The sequence below is a fragment of the Cellulomonas xylanilytica genome (assembly GCF_007989805.1).
Lineage (GTDB): Bacteria > Actinomycetota > Actinomycetes > Actinomycetales > Cellulomonadaceae > Cellulomonas > Cellulomonas xylanilytica.
Genome location: NZ_BJUB01000001.1, coordinates 431,244 through 446,738, shown reverse-complemented (window position 1 = coordinate 446,738; position 15,495 = coordinate 431,244). Strand labels below are relative to the sequence as shown.

10 protein-coding genes are annotated in these 15,495 nt (G+C 72.0%); 4 read left to right on the top strand and 6 right to left on the bottom strand.

Features of this window, described 5'->3' with window-relative positions; genetic code table 11:
* Positions 1-9: 9 nt before the first annotated feature.
* The 3 genes from manD to CXY01_RS01880 form a co-directional block, all read right to left on the bottom strand.
* Positions 10-1,248 (bottom strand): D-mannonate dehydratase ManD, encoded by a 1,239-nt coding sequence (gene manD / locus CXY01_RS01890; RefSeq protein WP_146925350.1) that lies wholly within the window; start codon positions 1,246-1,248, stop codon positions 10-12.
* Positions 1,245-2,657, bottom strand: coding sequence for a mannitol dehydrogenase family protein (locus CXY01_RS01885; protein ID WP_222594465.1), 1,413 nt, complete (start codon positions 2,655-2,657; stop codon positions 1,245-1,247). The genes manD and CXY01_RS01885 overlap by 4 nt, the downstream gene beginning before the upstream one ends.
* An 82-nt stretch (positions 2,658-2,739) precedes the next feature.
* Positions 2,740-3,774, bottom strand: a complete 1,035-nt coding sequence (locus CXY01_RS01880) for a LacI family DNA-binding transcriptional regulator (RefSeq protein ID WP_146925349.1) — start codon at positions 3,772-3,774, stop codon at positions 2,740-2,742.
* A gap of 122 nt (positions 3,775-3,896) precedes the next feature.
* On the opposite strand from CXY01_RS01880, the gene uidA reads away from it, so the two are divergent.
* The 3 genes from uidA to uxaC are packed head-to-tail and all read left to right on the top strand — an operon-like array spanning position 3,897 to position 8,551.
* Positions 3,897-5,681 carry a beta-glucuronidase gene (gene uidA / locus CXY01_RS01875; protein ID WP_146925348.1) on the top strand — a complete coding sequence of 595 codons (1,785 nt, stop codon included), beginning with the start codon at positions 3,897-3,899 and terminating at the stop codon, positions 5,679-5,681.
* A 44-nt stretch (positions 5,682-5,725) separates the two neighbouring features.
* Positions 5,726-7,123, top strand: coding sequence for a glucuronide transporter (gene uidB / locus CXY01_RS01870; protein ID WP_146925347.1), 1,398 nt, complete (start codon positions 5,726-5,728; stop codon positions 7,121-7,123).
* 3 nt (positions 7,124-7,126) lie between these two features.
* Positions 7,127-8,551 (top strand): glucuronate isomerase, encoded by a 1,425-nt coding sequence (gene uxaC, locus CXY01_RS01865; RefSeq protein ID WP_146925346.1) that lies wholly within the window; start codon positions 7,127-7,129, stop codon positions 8,549-8,551.
* Positions 8,552-8,566: 15 nt separating this feature from the next.
* Here the strand turns inward: uxaC and CXY01_RS01860 are convergent, their stop codons facing one another.
* Both CXY01_RS01860 and CXY01_RS01855 read right to left on the bottom strand, forming a co-directional pair.
* The gene (locus CXY01_RS01860; RefSeq protein WP_146925345.1) at positions 8,567-9,097 is read right to left on the bottom strand and encodes a pyridoxamine 5'-phosphate oxidase family protein; all 531 of its coding nucleotides are present in this window, start codon (positions 9,095-9,097) and stop codon (positions 8,567-8,569) included.
* Positions 9,090-11,027 carry an amylosucrase gene (locus CXY01_RS01855; RefSeq protein ID WP_186813258.1) on the bottom strand — a complete coding sequence of 646 codons (1,938 nt, stop codon included), beginning with the start codon at positions 11,025-11,027 and terminating at the stop codon, positions 9,090-9,092. The genes CXY01_RS01860 and CXY01_RS01855 overlap by 8 nt, the downstream gene beginning before the upstream one ends.
* A 119-nt stretch (positions 11,028-11,146) precedes the next feature.
* Between CXY01_RS01855 and CXY01_RS01850 the strand changes: the two genes are divergently transcribed.
* Positions 11,147-12,109: a LacI family DNA-binding transcriptional regulator gene (locus CXY01_RS01850; protein WP_246124936.1), complete on the top strand. Its 963-nt coding sequence runs from the start codon at positions 11,147-11,149 to the stop codon at positions 12,107-12,109.
* Positions 12,110-12,170: 61 nt separating this feature from the next.
* On the opposite strand, the gene CXY01_RS01845 is transcribed toward CXY01_RS01850, so the two are convergent.
* Complete coding sequence (locus CXY01_RS01845; protein WP_246124935.1) at positions 12,171-15,461, bottom strand: glycosyl hydrolase; 3,291 nt, start codon at positions 15,459-15,461, stop codon at positions 12,171-12,173.
* Positions 15,462-15,495 lie beyond the last annotated feature (34 nt).

The following is a 15,495-nucleotide window of genomic DNA, read 5'->3' as shown; positions in this document are numbered from 1 at the left end:
CGACGGGGATCACCAGTCGTGGACCGTGCCGTCGGCCAGCCGGTTGAACGGCAGGTACGCGACCTCGTAGGGGTACTTCCCCGCCTCGTCGACGTCGAGGTCGACGCCCAGGCCCGGCTTGTCGCCGGGGTGCAGGTAGCCGTCGTCGAAGGTGAACGACTGCTGGAACACGGCGTCGGTCTTGGCACCGTGCTGCATGTATTCCTGGATCCCGAAGTTGTGGATCGCGAGGCCGACGTGCATCTGGGCAGCCAGACCGACCGGCGAGATGTCCGTCGGCCCGTGGAACCCTGACTTGACCTGGTACTGCGCGGCGTAGTCCATGACCTTGCGCAGCGGGCTGATCCCGCCGAAGTGCGTGGCCGCGGCCCGGACGTAGTCGATGAGCTGCTCCTTGATGAGCGACTGGAAGTCCCACACGGTGTTGAAGACCTCGCCGATCGCCAGCGGGGTGGTCGTGTGCTGACGCACCAGCCGCAGCGCCTCCTGGTTCTCGGCGGGGGTGCAGTCCTCGAGCCAGAACAGGTCGTACGGCTCGAGGGACTTGCCGAGCCTCGCCGCCTGGATCGGGGTCATCCGGTGGTGGCCGTCGTGCAGCAGCGGCAGGTCCGGCCCGAACTCGTGGCGGACCGCCTCGAACACGGTAGGGATGTGCCGCAGGTAGGAGCGCGTGTCCCAGTCCTCCTCGGCCGGCAGGGCACCGCGCTGCGCGGGCTCGTGGTCGTAGCGCTCGGCACCCGCGTCGACGGGGCCGGACTGCGACGCGATCCCGTAGATCTTGTTCAGCCCGGGCACGCCCGTCTGCACCCGGATCGAGCGGTAGCCCTGCTCCTGGTGCTGCCGGATCGAGTCGAAGAGCTCGGGCAGCGAGGCCCCGGACGCGTGGCCGTACGCCATGAGCCCGTCCCGGCTGGCTCCGCCGAGCAGCTGGTAGACCGGCATCTCGGCGGCCTTGCCCTTGATGTCCCACAGCGCCATGTCGACCGCCGCGATCGCGGCCATCGTGACCGGGCCGCGGCGCCAGTAGCCGCTGCGGTACAGGAACTGCCACGTGTCCTCGATGCGGGACGCGTCGCGACCGATGAGCAGGGGCACGACGTGGTCCCGCAGGTAGCTGACCACGGCCAGCTCCCGGCCGTTCAGGGTGGCGTCACCGAGCCCGGTCAGCCCCTCGTCGGTCGTGAGCTTCAGGGTGACGAAGTTGCGGTTCGGGCTGGTGACGACGACGTCAGCGGCGACGATCTTCATGGTCGGGCTCCTGCCTGGGTGGGTCGGGTGGGACTGCTCGGGGTGGGTCGGACGGGACGGCGGACGGCGAGGCGCTCGGCCACGTGCCGGGCGAAGACGTCCTTGCGGGCCAGCCGCGGGGCGATGGTGTCGAGCGCCAGCGCGGCCCGCGACGAGCTGCCCTGACCGCGCAGCCGCGCGACCAGGCGGGTGGAACCGGCGTCGGCGGCGGTCGGGTCGAGGTGGTCGATCCACGCGGCGACGACGCCCGCCCCCGCCCGCCCGACCGGCAGCCCTGCGGCGGCACGGGCCTGGGCGACGGCGATGATGCGGACCGGGAGCTTGGCCGACCCGTCGGCGGCGATCTGCGTGAGCCGGTGCTCGATGCGGGCGTTGGCGAACCTCGCACGGAGCGCCTCGGTCGCGTCGTCCACCGGGAGCTCGAGCACCTCGGCGGCCTCCGTCCAGAGCTGCTCCAGCTCGGCCCGGCAGGTCGGGTCCGCGAACGCCTCGGCCACGGTGGTCAGCCCTCGTGCCAGGCCCGCGTAGGCCAGCAGGGAGTGACCGGCGTTGAGCAGCCAGAGCTTGCGGCGCTCGTACGGCTCCAGGTCGTCGACGAACCGTGCGCCGGCGGCCTCCCACGGCGGACGCCCGGCCGGGAACTCGCCCGTCAGGACCCACTCGCGGAAGGGCTCGGTGACCACCGGCGACCGGTCCTCGCGGCCGGTGAGCGTGCGGACGACCGCCCGGTCGGCCTCGGTGGCGGCCGGCGTGATGCGGTCGACCATCGTCGACACGAAGGACACGTGCTGCTCGATCCAGCCGGCGAGCGTCCTGTCGACGGCGGCGGCGAGCTCCAGGGTGACCCGACGGGCGACGAGCCCGTTCTCGGGCAGGTTGTCCAGGCTCACGACGGCGATCGGGCCGGTGCCGGCCGAGCGCCGCGCCCGCAGCCCGTCGACGAGACGTCCGGGTGCGGTCAGGGCGCGGTCCCCGGCGCGGAGCCGGCGCAGGTCGCCGACGACCTCGGCGTCGCGCAGGTCGAGCCCACCGGTCGACGAGCGTCGGTAGCCGGCCTCGGTGACCGTCAGGGTGACGACGCCGACCTCGGGCCGACGGAAGTACTCCCGCCACGCGTCCTCGTCAGCGCCGTCGTGGACGGCCACCAGCGCGTCGACCGTGGTCGGGGCGTCACCCGAGGGCGAACGGACCAGCAGCGTGTACCGGCCGTCCTGCCGGGCGAGCGCGTCGGCCGCCGCGGCCGACCGGCCCGTGAACGCTGCCACGCCCCACTGCTCAGCGGTACCCGACTCGTTGGCGCACTGGGTGTAGCAGAGCAGGTGGGCGCGGGCGAAGGCACCGAGCCCCAGGTGCACGATGCGCACCGGTGCCGGTACCTGCGTGCGTTCCCAGCTCGTTCCGTCGTGCACCGCGCCACCTCCTGGTCGTCGGACCCTCGTCGGTCCTCGACCATTCAGCGCTTGGAGCGGGGTGGATGGCAATCGGTTGCCATCACTTGTCCTCGGCTGCCTCAGGCCGCCGTCGTCGTCGTGCACGCACCGCGGTCGACTCCCGGACCACCAGCTCGGCGGGCAGCAGCGCAGGGCGCACCTGCGGCGGTGTCCGTGACGCCATCCCGGCCAGCAACGTCTGCACCGCGTACCGGCCGAGCGCGGTCAGCGGCGCAGCCACCGTGGTCAGCATGGGTGAGCACAGCTCGGCGCCGAAGATGTCGTCGAAGCCCACGACGCTGACGTCTCGCGGCACCCGCAGGCCGCTCGCCGTCAGCCCGCGCATGAGACCGATCGCGACGAGGTCGTTGTAGGCCACCGCCGCGGTCACGGCGGAGCCGGCGACGGCAGCCGCCGCCTCGGTCCCGCCGGCGAGCGTCGGCGCGACCGGCCCGAACCTCTGCACCCGCACGTCCAGCGTGTCCGCGGCCTCGCGCATGGCCCGCCAGCGCATCCCGTCCGCCCAGGACGCCTCCGGTCCTGCGACGTAGCCGATGCTCCGGTGCTCGAGCGACACCAGGTGCTCCATCGCACGCCGTGTCCCGCGGGCGTTGTCCGTGATGACGCTCGGGATCCCGGTCAGCACGCGGTTGAGGACGACGGTCGGCCGCTGCTGCGCCATCACGCGGATCGCCGAGTCGGACATGCGCGACGTGCCGAGCACCACACCCTCGACCAGCGGCAGCGCCCGCTCGAGCGCCTTGCGCTCCACCACCGCCGACTCGTACACGTCCGCCACGAGCAACGTGTAGTCGGCCGCGTTCGCGGCCAGCTCGGCCCCGCGGATGATCTCGAAGTAGAACGGGTTGGTCACGTCGGAGACGACGAGCGCGAGCAGCGACGTCCTTCCGGTCGGCAGCGCCCGGGCGAGCGGGTTGGCCCGGTATCCCATCTCCTCGGCGACCCGCCGGATGCGCGCCGCCGTCTCGGCGTTCACACGACCGGGCCGGGAGAACGCCCGGGACACGGTCGACGGGGCGACGCCGCAGGCCGTGGCCACGTCGTAGATCGTCGGCACCCGGTGCTCGTCCACCACCCCTCGAACGCTAGGCACCGCGACAAGTCGTGGCAACCGCTTGTCGTGGCGTGATCACCAGTCCTCAATGGTTCTACCGGCCACTGCGCAGAGGCGTCGCCGGAGATGAGAGGAGAGCACCGATGCTTCGTCCCCAGGACACCGCGAGCCGCGAGCGCAAGACCCTGAACGGCTTGTGGGACTTCCGCCTCGACGCGACGGGCGCCGGTCGGCGCGAGGGCTGGCACGCCGCCCCGCTGACCGCGGCGCAGGCCATGCCGGTCCCCGCGAGCTACAACGACGTGCTCGTGGGGACCACCGGACGGGACCACGTCGGCGACGCCTGGTACCAGACCACCGTGCGGGTACCGCGGGGGTGGGCCGGGCAGCGGGTGTCGCTCCGGTTCGACTCCGCGACGCACGCCGCGGTCGTGTGGGTCGGAGACGCCGAGGTCGCTCGGCACGAGGGCGGCTACACGCCGTTCGAGGCCGACGTCACCGACCTCGTCTCCCCCGGCGACGAGGTCCGCGTCACGGTGGTGGTCAACAACGAGCTGACCTTCCAGACCATCCCCCCGGGCATCGTGCACGACACCCCGCAGGGACGCCGGCAGCAGTACTTCCACGACTTCTTCAACTTCGCCGGCCTGCACCGGTCGGTCTGGCTCTACGCGACGCCGACGACCTACGTCGACGACGTGGTCGTCGTGACCGACCTGCAGGGCACCACGGGCGTCGTCGCCTACGACGTGACCGTCGCCGGAGCCGCCGAGCATGCGGTGCGGGTGACGTTGCGGGACGCCGACGGCCGGACCGTCACGACCGCCGACGGGCCGAGCGGCGAGCTGACCGTGCCGGACGTGCACCGGTGGGAGCCGGGCGCCGGGTACCTGTACGACGCGGAGGTCGAGCTGCTCGACGCGTCCGGGACCTCGTTCGACAGCTACCACCAGAGCGTCGGCGTCCGGACCGTCGAGGTGCGCGGCACGCAGTTCCTCATCAACGGTGAGCCGTTCTACTTCCAGGGCTTCGGCAAGCACGAGGACACCGCGGTGCGGGGCAAGGGCCACGACGACGCGTTCCTGGTCCACGACTTCGAGCTGCTCGACTGGGTCGGCGCGAACTCGTTCCGCACGGCGCACTACCCGTACGCGGAGGAGGTCTACGACTACGCGGACCGCAAGGGCATCGTCGTCATCGACGAGGTCGCGGCCGTGGGGCAGAACATGGGCCTCGCGGGCGGGATCTTCGGCGGGCAGAGCTACACGACCTTCTCCCCCGAGACCGTGAACGACGTCAGCCAGGCGGCGCACCGGCAGGCGATCCGTGAGCTGATCACCCGGGACAAGAACCACCCGAGCGTCGTGCTGTGGTCGATCGCCAACGAGCCCGAGTCGGACACCGACGCGGCGCGCGCCTACTTCGAGCCGCTGTTCGCGCTCACGCGTGAGCTGGACCCCACGCGCCCCGTCGGCTTCGTCAACGTGATGCTCGCGCCGCACGGGAAGTGCCAGGTCTCCGAGCTGGGCGACGTGCTCATGCTCAACCGCTACTACGGCTGGTACGTCAACACCGGCGACCTGGTCGCCGCCGAGGCCGCGTGGCTGGCCGAGCTGCAGCAGTGGGCGACGGACGGCAAGCCGATCATCATCACCGAGTACGGCGCCGACACCGTGGCGGGCGTGCACTCCGTGACCCCGCAGCCGTGGTCCGAGGAGTACCAGGTCGAGTACCTGGACATGAACCACCGCGTGTTCGACGCGGTCGACGCCGTCGTCGGTGAGCAGGTCTGGAACTTCGCGGACTTCGCCACGTCGTCCACGAGCGTGTTCCGGGTCGACGGCAACAAGAAGGGCGTCTTCACCCGGGACCGCCGCCCGAAGGCCGCCGCGCACGTGCTGCGCCGCCGCTGGACCTCCAAGCCGTGACCACCCCCACCCCCGCCGCCGCGCGGCCCGACCGAGGAGTCGACATGACCAGCACCGTCGCTGTGTCCGACCCGATCACCACCCCGAGCACCAGCGCCGCCCCGAAGCTCCGGTTCCGCTCCTACCTCGGCTACGCCGCCGGGGACGCGGGCAACAACCTGGCGTTCTCCATGACGTCGATGTTCCTGCTGCTCTACTACACCGACGTCGTCGGGATCTCGGCCGCCGCCGCGGGGACGCTGTTCCTCGTCGTGCGCGTCTGGGACGCGTTCGCCGACATCTGGGCGGGCCGGCAGGTCGACAAGACGATGACCCGGTGGGGCAAGTTCCGGCCGTTCTTCCTGTTCGGCTCGCTGCCGCTGCTCCTGCTCTCGGTGGCCACCTTCACGGTCCCCGGCGGGCTGGGCGGCACGGGCAAGCTGATCTACGCCTACGCCACGTACGCGCTGCTCGGGCTGGCCTACAGCCTGGTGAACATCCCCTACGGCTCGCTGGCGTCGGCCATGACGCAGGAGCCGGTGGAGCGCGCCCGCCTGGCGAGCTTCCGGTCGATGGGCACGGCGGCGACCATCATCGCGCTCGCCTTCATCGTCGCGCCGCAGATCAAGAGCTCCGACAACCTGCAGCAGTCCCTGACGCTGACCACCCTGCTGTTCGTGGTGATCGGCTTCGGTCTCTACATGCTCCTGTTCTCCACCTCGAAGGAGCGCGTGGTCCGTGACGTCGCCCACGTGACGCTCAAGCAGAGCCTGGCGACGCTGCGGGGCAACCGTCCGCTGCTCATGCTGTGCCTCAGCGCGCTGTCGTTCCTGGTCGGCATGTTCACGCTGCAGACCGTGCAGGCGTACTACGCCCGCGACGTGCTCGGCGACGCCAACTACTTCATCATCCTGACCGTCGTGAGCACCGGCGTGATGTTCGTGGTCGCCGGCTTCATCCCCCGGATCGTGCGGGCCGTCGGCAAGAAGCCGGCCTACGTGGCCAGCAGCGCCCTGGCCATCGTCGCAGCGGTCGGCATCGCACTGACGCCGTCGAGCATGCCCGGTCTGGCGATCGCCTTCTTCGGCCTGTACGGAGTCGGTCTGGCGGCCGTGAACACGCTGATGTGGGCGCTCGAGGCCGACACGGTCGAGTACGGCGAGTGGCGGACCGGCGTGCGGACCGAGGGGACCACCTACGCGGTCTTCTCCTTCACCCGCAAGGTCGGGCAGGCCGTCGGCGGTGCGGCCGCGGCGTACGGCCTCGGATTCGTCGGCTACGTGGCGCAGCAGGAGGTCCAGAGCCAGGCCACGCAGGACGGCATCCGGTACATCGCCGGCTTCGTCCCGGCCGCCTTCATCCTCGTCGGGGTCCTCATCATGGTCTTCTACCCGCTGACCGAGACGCGCTTCCGGGCGATCGTCGCCGAGACCGCCGCCCGCCGCGCCGCCCGGGAGGGCTGAGGCATGCCGACGCTCACCGGGCAGGCGCTGCGCCTGCACCCCGACCGGCTGCTGCCGGCCGCACCGGAGCTGCGGTCGATCGCCCGCCGCCTCTACGACGAGGTGCGCAACCTGCCGATCCTCTCCCCGCACGGGCACGTGGAGGCACGGCTGCTCGTCGAGGACCAGCCGTTCCCGGACCCGACGACCCTGCTGGTGACGCCGGACCACTACGTCACGCGGCTGCTGCACGCGTCCGGGGTGTCGCTCGACCGGCTCGGGGTCGGCCAGGGGCCGCTCTCCCCCGACGCCGCCCGCGAGGGCTGGCGGCTGCTGTGCGAGAACTGGTCCGCGTACCGCGGCACCCCCGTGAAGTACTGGCTGGAGAGCGCGTTGGTCGAGGTGTTCGGGCTCGACCTGCGACCCGGACCCGACACCGCCGACGAGCTGTTCGACGCGATCGCCGACCGGCTCGCACACCCCGCGTTCCGGCCACGGGCACTGTTCGACCGGTTCCGGATCGACGTACTCGCCACCACGGACGACCCCGCCGACGACCTGGCCGCGCACGCGGCCCTGCGGGACGACCCGACGTTCCGGGGGCGGGTCGTGCCGACGTTCCGGCCCGACAGGTACCTCGAGGCCGGCCGTGCCGACTGGGCCCGGGACGTGCTGCACCTGGGCGCCGTCGCGGGCGTCGACACCGGGTGCTACGCGGGCTGGGTGGCCGCGATGGAGGACCGGCGCACGCACTTCCGCCGCCACGGCGGCGTGTCCACCGACCACAGCCACGAGGACGTCGGCACCGAGCCCCTCGGCACGGTCGAGGCCGAGCGCATCTACCGCGCGGCGCTGGCCGGCACCGTCACGCAGGACGAGGCGACGGCGCTGCGGCGGCACATGCTGCTCGAGATGGCCCGGATGGCGACCGAGGACGGCCTCACCATGACGCTGCACCCGGGCGTGCGGCGCGGCCACCACCGGCCGACCGGCGCGCGGTTCGGGCCGGACACCGGTCACGACCTGCCGCTGCCCGGTGCGTTCACGGATGCCCTGCGGCCCCTGCTCGACCGGTACGGCACCCACCCGAACCTGACGCTCGTCCTGTTCACGCTCGACGAGGCGGTGTTCTCCCGCGAGCTCGCTCCGCTGGCCGGGTTCTACCCGTCCGTGTACGTCGGGGCGCCGTGGTGGTTCCTCGACGCGCCGGACGCGATCCGCCGGTGGCGGTCCGCCGTCTCCGAGACCGCCGGCCTCTCGCGGACCAGCGGGTTCATCGACGACACCCGGGCCATCTGCTCGATCCCTGCACGGCACGACATGGCACGCCGGCTCGACGCCGGGTACCTGGCGGGGCTGGTGGCCGAGCACCGGCTGGACGAGGACGAGGCGGCCGAGGCCGTGGTCGACCTGGTCCGCGGTCGACCCACGGAGGTGTTCGGCCTGTAGGGCGTCCTGCCCAGGTCAGAACCGGTACGCCGTCTGGCCGTGGCTGCCGCCGAAGGCGAGGACCGTGGTGGGCTCCACCCGGTACACCCAGGCGCCGTCCGAGCCGCCACCCGTGTCGCCGCGCTCGACGAAGCGGTCCTCGCGTACGTCGAACGCCCAGTCGTCCCCGTACTTGGCGTACCAGGCGTCCGCCAGCGACTGCAGCGCGCCGCGGTCGGTGACGCGCGCCGCGGTGCCCTCGACGACGAGCTCGACCCCGCTGTCCCAGCCGCCCGCGCCCGTGCTGCCCGTGGTCACCGCGACGTGCGGGTCGGCGTCGAGGTTGCGGACCTTCTGCTCGCGCGGGCCGGTGCAGAAGGCGAACGAGCCGTCGTGCCAGACGCCCACCAGCGGGACCGTGTGCGGGCGCCCGTCGACGCGCACGGAGACGATCCAGTAGAGCTGCGCCTCCGTCAGTCGTCGCTCGATCTCGGTCCACGGCGGCGCGGTGGCCGACGCGTCGCCGTACCGGGGGTCGATCACGCCGCGCGGTCCGGTGTCACTCACGTGTTCCTCCTTCTCGTTCGACCCGGAGCCACAGCACGCCGTGCGCGGGCACCAGGAGACCGCCGCGCAGGTCGACGACGGCGCCGGCGATCAGGTCCTCGGCCGACGCGGGCAGGCCCGACAGCGTCGTGGCGTCCACGTGCTGGGGGTCGTCGGCCAGGTTGACGACGACCAGGACCAGGGTGCCGGGGCCGGGGCGCTGGTAGGCCACCAGGTGGGGGTTGTGGGTGTCGAACGTGACGAGCGCGTTCCCCGCCAGCTCGGGCGTGCGGCGGCGCACCTCGAGGAGGTGGCGCAGGCGCGCGAAGACCCGGCCGGCGTCGGTGGTCGGGTCGTCGCGCTGCGCGTACCTGGCCGCCGGGTACCGCGGCCGGTTCACCCACCGGGTGTCCTCACCGTGGCCCGGCTCGTCCAGGGCGCCGTAGTCGTTGAGCTGACCGACCTCGTCGCCGAGGTACAGCAGCGGCATCCCGCCGGTCGACAGCACGACCGCGTGCGCCAGCACGATCCGGTCGACGGCCCCCGCGTCCCCCGCCTCCAGCCCGGCGAGCGACGCCGTCGTGCCCGCGATCCGGCAGTCCCCCGTGCGCGGGTTGTCCTGGAAGGGCACGCCACGGGCGAACGAGCCGGGGAACCGGTCGACGTAGAACCGGTTGAGGAACCGGCGGTGCGCGGCGGCGTCGATGCCGAGCTCGGCGGCGTCCTCGTCGGCGAACGTCCAGCCGATGTCGTCGTGGCTGCGCACATAGCTGACCCACGACGTCCCGGCGGGCAGCCCGTGCCGCCGCTCGAGGGCCTGCTGCAGCAGACGGCCGTCCCGGGTGGCCAGCGAGCTCCAGATCAGCGCCATCTGCAGCGGGTCGTAGGAGAGCTGGCACTCGTCGACGGAGATGTACTCGACCACCTCGTCCGGGTGGACGATCGCCTCCGACTTGAACAGGACGGCCGGCGCGGCGATCCGGCAGACCGCGTTGAACGCCTGCAGCAGCAGGTGCGCCTGCGGCAGCGACTCGCACGGCGTGCCCAGCTGCTTCCAGATGAACGCCACCGCGTCCATCCGCAGGATGTCGACGCCCTGGTTCGCGAGGAACAGCAGCTCGGCCGCCATCGCCCGGAAGACCGCCGGGTTGGCGTAGTTGAGGTCCCACTGGAACGAGTGGAACGTGGCCCACACCCACCGCTCGGCGGACCCGTCGGGTGTCGGGACCGGGACGAACGAGCCCGGGTGGTCGTCGGGGAAGATCTCCCGGACGGTGCGCTCGTACGCGTCCGGCATCGTGCGGTCGGGGAAGATCCAGTAGAACGCCTCGTGCTCGGGGTCCCCGGCTCGCGCCGCGCGTGCCCAGGCGTGCTCGTCCGACGTGTGGTTGAAGATGAAGTCGAGCACCAGGGCGATGCCGTGCCGCCGCAGCTCGGCAGCCAGGTCCGCCAGCTCGGTCATCGTGCCCAGCGACGCGTCGACCGCGCGGTAGCTGGACACCGCGTAGCCGCCGTCCGAGTTCTCCTGCGGCGCCTCGAACAGCGGCATGAGGTGCAGGTACGTCAGGCCGAGCTCCTCGAAGTACGGGATCCGGCTCCGGACACCCGCCAGGTCGCCGGCGTACCGGTCCACGTACAGGACGCCGCCGAGCATCCGCTGGGAGGTGAACCACGTCGGGTCGGCCTCGCGCGCGGCGTCGAGCGCGTGCAGGTCCGCCGGGCGCTCCTGCCAGCTCGTCGCCAGCTGTCCCGCGAGCAGGGCCAGCTCGCGGGTCGTGTCCTCCCCCGGTCCGTACACCTCCTCGACGAGGCGCTCCAGCCGCCCGAAGTGCTCGTCGAAGCGCGCCGTCAGGACGGCCCACTGCGCATCGGTCGTGCCGGGCAGCCGGGCGCCGGCGACGGCGCGCCCCGACGGGGTGCTCTCCGGGTGAGCCCCACGTCGGTCCGTCACCCTCGCAGACTCACCCGCCCGCCGACCCGCGTCAACCGGAGCGCGACGGCTGCGGACTAGGGTGTGGCGAAGCTGCGACGGGGAGGCGAGGGACCGTGCCACGGTTGACGAGTGCCGATGTGGCACGGGAGAGCGGCGTCTCGCGCACCACGGTCAGCTACGTGCTCAACGGCAAGACCGGCGTCACCATCCCGGAGTCCACCCGGCAGCGGGTCCGCGACGCCGCCGCGCGCCTGGGGTACACGCCGTCTGCGGCGGCCCGCACCCTGCGCTCCGGACGCAGCGACCTCGTGCTGTGCGTGCTGCCCGACTGGACCATCGGCCCGGTCATCGACACCCTGCTCGACCACCTGACCACGCGCCTGGCGGACCGCGGCCTGTCCGTGCTGGTCCACCAGTCCCGGGGTCCGCGGCCGCTGTCCGAGCTGTGGCGGGCGGTCACACCCCGCGTCGTGCTCGGCCTCGCCCCGTTCGCCCCCGACGACGAGCGCGCGATGCGCCAGGCCGGCATCCAGGTGGTCGGCAGCGCGCTCGACGAGATCACCCACCCCGGCACGTTCTCCGTCCCGCAGACGCGGATCGGCCGGCTCCAGGTGGAGCACCTGGCCGAGCGCGGCCACCGGGTCGTGGCGTACGCGGCGCCGAGCGACGACCGCCTGGCCGCCTTCGCCGACCGTCGTCTGGCCGGCGTGGTGCAGGGGTGCGAGCAGCTCGGCCTGCCCGCACCGCAGGTCCAGGCCGTCGACCTCGACGTGGCGTCGGCCGCCGCCGCCGTCCGGGGCTGGCGTGCCGGCCCCGAGCCCGTGACCGCCGTCGCCGCCTACAACGACGAGGTCGCGCTCGCCGTCCTGTCGGGGCTGCGCGCCGAAGGCTTGCGCACCCCGCAGGACGTCGCCGTCATCGGGGTCGACGACATCCCTGCCGCACGGCTCGCCGCACCGGCGCTCACGACGGTCTGGCAGGCCGTCGACGCGCAGGCCCGCTACCTCGCGGACGCGGTCCTGGCAGCGCTCGACGAGTCGGCCGAGCCGCCGGACCAGCCGAGCGACATCTTCCACGTCGTCGCCCGCGACTCGACGTGACGCACCCCGGCCCGGCAGCGAGGGGACGCTGCCGGGCCGGGGGTCGGACGACCGTCGGTGCCTAGCTGAACGTGAACCAGTTGATGTTCAGGAAGTCCGCCGGCTGGCCGGAGTCGAACGTCAGGTAGACCGTGTGCGTCCCGGTCGTGGCCTGGATGTTCGCCGGGACCGTCCGCCAGCTCTGCCAGCCGCCGGTGTTGCCGATGGCGAAGCTGCCGATGGACGGGCCCGTGAGGCTGTCGAGCCGCACGTTGACCAGCCCGCTGATCCCGCCGGCAGCACCCGACGCGACCCGCGCGCTGAACGTGCCCTTCGGGATGTTCCCGAAGGTGACGTTGTCGAACCGGATGTGGTCGCCGTTCGCGATCCAGGCGACGTTCTGCCCTCCGTCCGTGTCCGACGTCGTCTCCTTGGCGACACCGGCCATGCCGGAGTAGGCCTCCGCCTGGATCCGCGAGGCAGCGTCGGTGCCCGTCGACCCGGAGGTCGTGGTGACGGAGACCGCGCTGCTGACGGCCGAGCGGTTGCCCGCCGCGTCGTACGCCCGCACGGTGAACGAGTAGGCGGTGGACGGCGACAGGCCGCTCGCCGTGTACGTCCGGCTCGCGGTCGAGCCGATCACCGTGCCCCCGCGCAGCACCTCGTACCCCGTGACCGCGACGTTGTCGGTGGACGCCGACCACGCCAGGGTGGTCGCCGACGACGTGGTGCCGGACGCCGCCAGGCCGGCCGGGGTCGACGGTGCGGTCGTGTCACCGCCGGCCGCCGACGTGGTGACCGACGCCGCGGTGCTGCTGGACGAGCGGTTGCCCGCCGCGTCGAGCGCCCGGACCGTGAAGGAGTACGTCGTCGACGCCGACAGCCCCGACGCTGCGTAGGTGGTGCCGGAGGCCGTGCCGACGACCGACCCGTTGCGGAGCACCTCGTACCCGGTGACGCCGACGTTGTCGGTCGACGCCGTCCACGACAGGTTGGTGGACGTCGCGGTCGTGCCCGACGCCGTCAGGTACGCCGGGGTCGAGGGAGCCGTGGTGTCCGTCGGCGCCGTGGTGTTCGAGCTGGCCACCGACCGCGCGGGCACGGCGAGCGTGACGCCGTTGGAGAACGTGACGGTGATCGCCGACCCGCTCATGTTGGCCGCCTGGTAGGTGCGGACGCCGTTCTTCACGAACACCGCGTGCAGCGGGGTGTTCGCCGTGACGGACCGGTCGACGGTGCCGAGACCCGACAGGTTCTTCAGCCAGTAGAACGTGTGCGCCCGCGACTCCCCCTCCTCGACCGCGTAGGAGCCGGCCTGCGAGCGGAACTGCGAGAGCGCCGTCGGGGCGTCGGCCAGCGCCTGGAACTCCCAGATGATGTCCTTCCACACGGTCGCCGGGCCGCCGTTGTTCCGTTCGAGCTCCGCGATGTTCCGGGTGATGTACGACGGGTTGTAGCCCAGGTACAGGTGACCCGCCGTGCTGGGCAGCAGGTTGATGCCCTGGATCATCTCCGGCTCCGCGCTGAACCACGTGGAGTAGGAGCCGCCGTCGCCCCAGACCATGCCGACCGTCGAGTGCCCGAACGCCGCCGGGAACGCCTCGTCGTCGGTGTCGAACCAGTAGTTCTCGATGGCGGACGCCTGCGTCGTGTACAGGTAGATGCCCAGGTCACGGACCGTCTTGTTGCCGGTCACCTGACCCCACTGGATGAGGCCGCTGGCGAAGTTCATGCCCTCCGACGACGACTCCTGGTTGTTGCCGGCACCGAACGCACCGTGCCCGGCGGCCCAGTCGTGACCCGCGTAGATGTCGAAGTCGCGCAGGAACGGGAACCGGGTGTCGCTGCGGTCCCAGTTGGCCGCGTCCTTGATGACGGTGTTGACCATGCCGCCGTAGGCGGAGTCCGCCGCCCATGCGGGGTCGAACTGGGCGACCGTGGCGGCCCCGACGACGTAGTACCCGTAGTGGAAGTGGTGGTCGTTGAGGTCGGTGTCCGAGCCGTAGGACGCGGGGTAGCCGATCAGGGTGCCCCACGACGGGTTGTACCAGAACGACCGGGTGGTCTCGCCCGGAGAGGCGGTCATCCAGTCCGTCAGCCGGGTCTTCATGGCGCCGACGAGGCTGTCCCGGGCGGAGGTGTTGCCGGTGAGGTTCGCCATGTGGGCGACCTGGGCGGCACGGCCGAACGCCTTGCCGGTCCAGTAGGTGTCCTCACCGAAGCCGGCGAACGGGTCGCCCGAGGCCACCTGGGAGATGTACCCGTTCAGCTGCGTGGCGTCCGCGGACCCGGCGGGGAACCCGGTGTTCGCCAGCTGGGGCAGGACGCCGTTGAACGTCGAGACCGTCTGGAACTGCGAGCTGCCGACCACCACCCGCATCGGTCCTCGGGGTGAGACGTAGGAGTAGCTGCTCAGCGTCGCGCCGGTGAGGTTGTCGCGCTGGTGCGGGTAGAGCGCGTACACCGTGCCCGTGCCGGAACCCTGGCGTGCCGTCGTGGTGAACGCGTAGGTCGCGGTCATCTTGGCGGTGGACTCGTTGTAGGACCAGGAGACCTTGGTGCCGGTCACGTGGTTGTGCGCGTACGGCGCGTAGGCGCTCAGCGCGGCGGCACGGTCGGCGTTGCTGCTGCTGGGCGTGGTGGGCAGGACCGCGACGGAGAAGAACGACCCGCCGGCCAGCGACGAGCTGATGGTGTTCCCCGAGACCGACCACGTCGACCCGCTCGGGCCGAACGCGGCGTAGTCGTGGCCGTTGATCGTGTAGCCGATCGCCGCGCTGCCGTTGCTCCACACGGTCGGGGCAGCCGCACCCGTGAGGGTCGCGTTGCCGCCGGTCTTCGTGGCGTACACGAAGGGCAGGCCGTGGCCGAAGGTGGTGCGCAGGCTGCTGCTGCCGTTGGTCCACAGCTCGCTGACGGTCCAGTCGGAGTAGCCGTCGACCTTGCCGTCCGCGTCGAGACCTGCGATCCCGAGCCGGAAGTCCTCGGCGTAGTTGTAGTGGTACTCCCCCACGCCGGTGGCCGTGCCGGAGATGCTCGCCGTGGTCGGGTAGCTGACCCCGAGCCCGTTCGTGTACGCGTGGAACGCGAGCGGGTGCGCCATGAGGTTCTCGGAGATGGACGCGCAGTTGAACTTGCGCCACAGCAGCGAGGTCCACCAGTCGTTCGTCGGGATCGCACCGGCCGGGAAGTTCGACGTCACGTGCGCCCGCGGGTTGGTGATCGGGGTGTTGTTGCACTCCGTCGGCACGGCACCGCCGGTCGGCGTGCCCTCCGCGTAGCTGCCTGAACCCACGGTCACCGCCTCCGCGCGGGGCACGGGCAGGGCGATCGCCTGGACCAGGTAGGCGAGCAGGGCACCGACGGCGATCATCGCCACCAGCCTGCGGCGGTCGGGGATGGGACGG

What these genes read in the sequence shown, in the direction of transcription:
- manD (WP_146925350.1), bottom strand. Translation starts at nt 1,248, where the DNA reads ATGAAGATCGTCGCCGCTGACGTCGTCGTCACCAGCCCGAACCGCAAC.
- uidA (WP_146925348.1), top strand. Translation starts at nt 3,897, where the DNA reads ATGCTTCGTCCCCAGGACACCGCGAGCCGCGAGCGCAAGACCCTGAAC.
- uidB (WP_146925347.1), top strand. Translation starts at nt 5,726, where the DNA reads ATGACCAGCACCGTCGCTGTGTCCGACCCGATCACCACCCCGAGCACC.
- uxaC (WP_146925346.1), top strand. Translation starts at nt 7,127, where the DNA reads ATGCCGACGCTCACCGGGCAGGCGCTGCGCCTGCACCCCGACCGGCTG.
- CXY01_RS01845 (WP_246124935.1), bottom strand. Translation starts at nt 15,461, where the DNA reads ATGATCGCCGTCGGTGCCCTGCTCGCCTACCTGGTCCAGGCGATCGCC.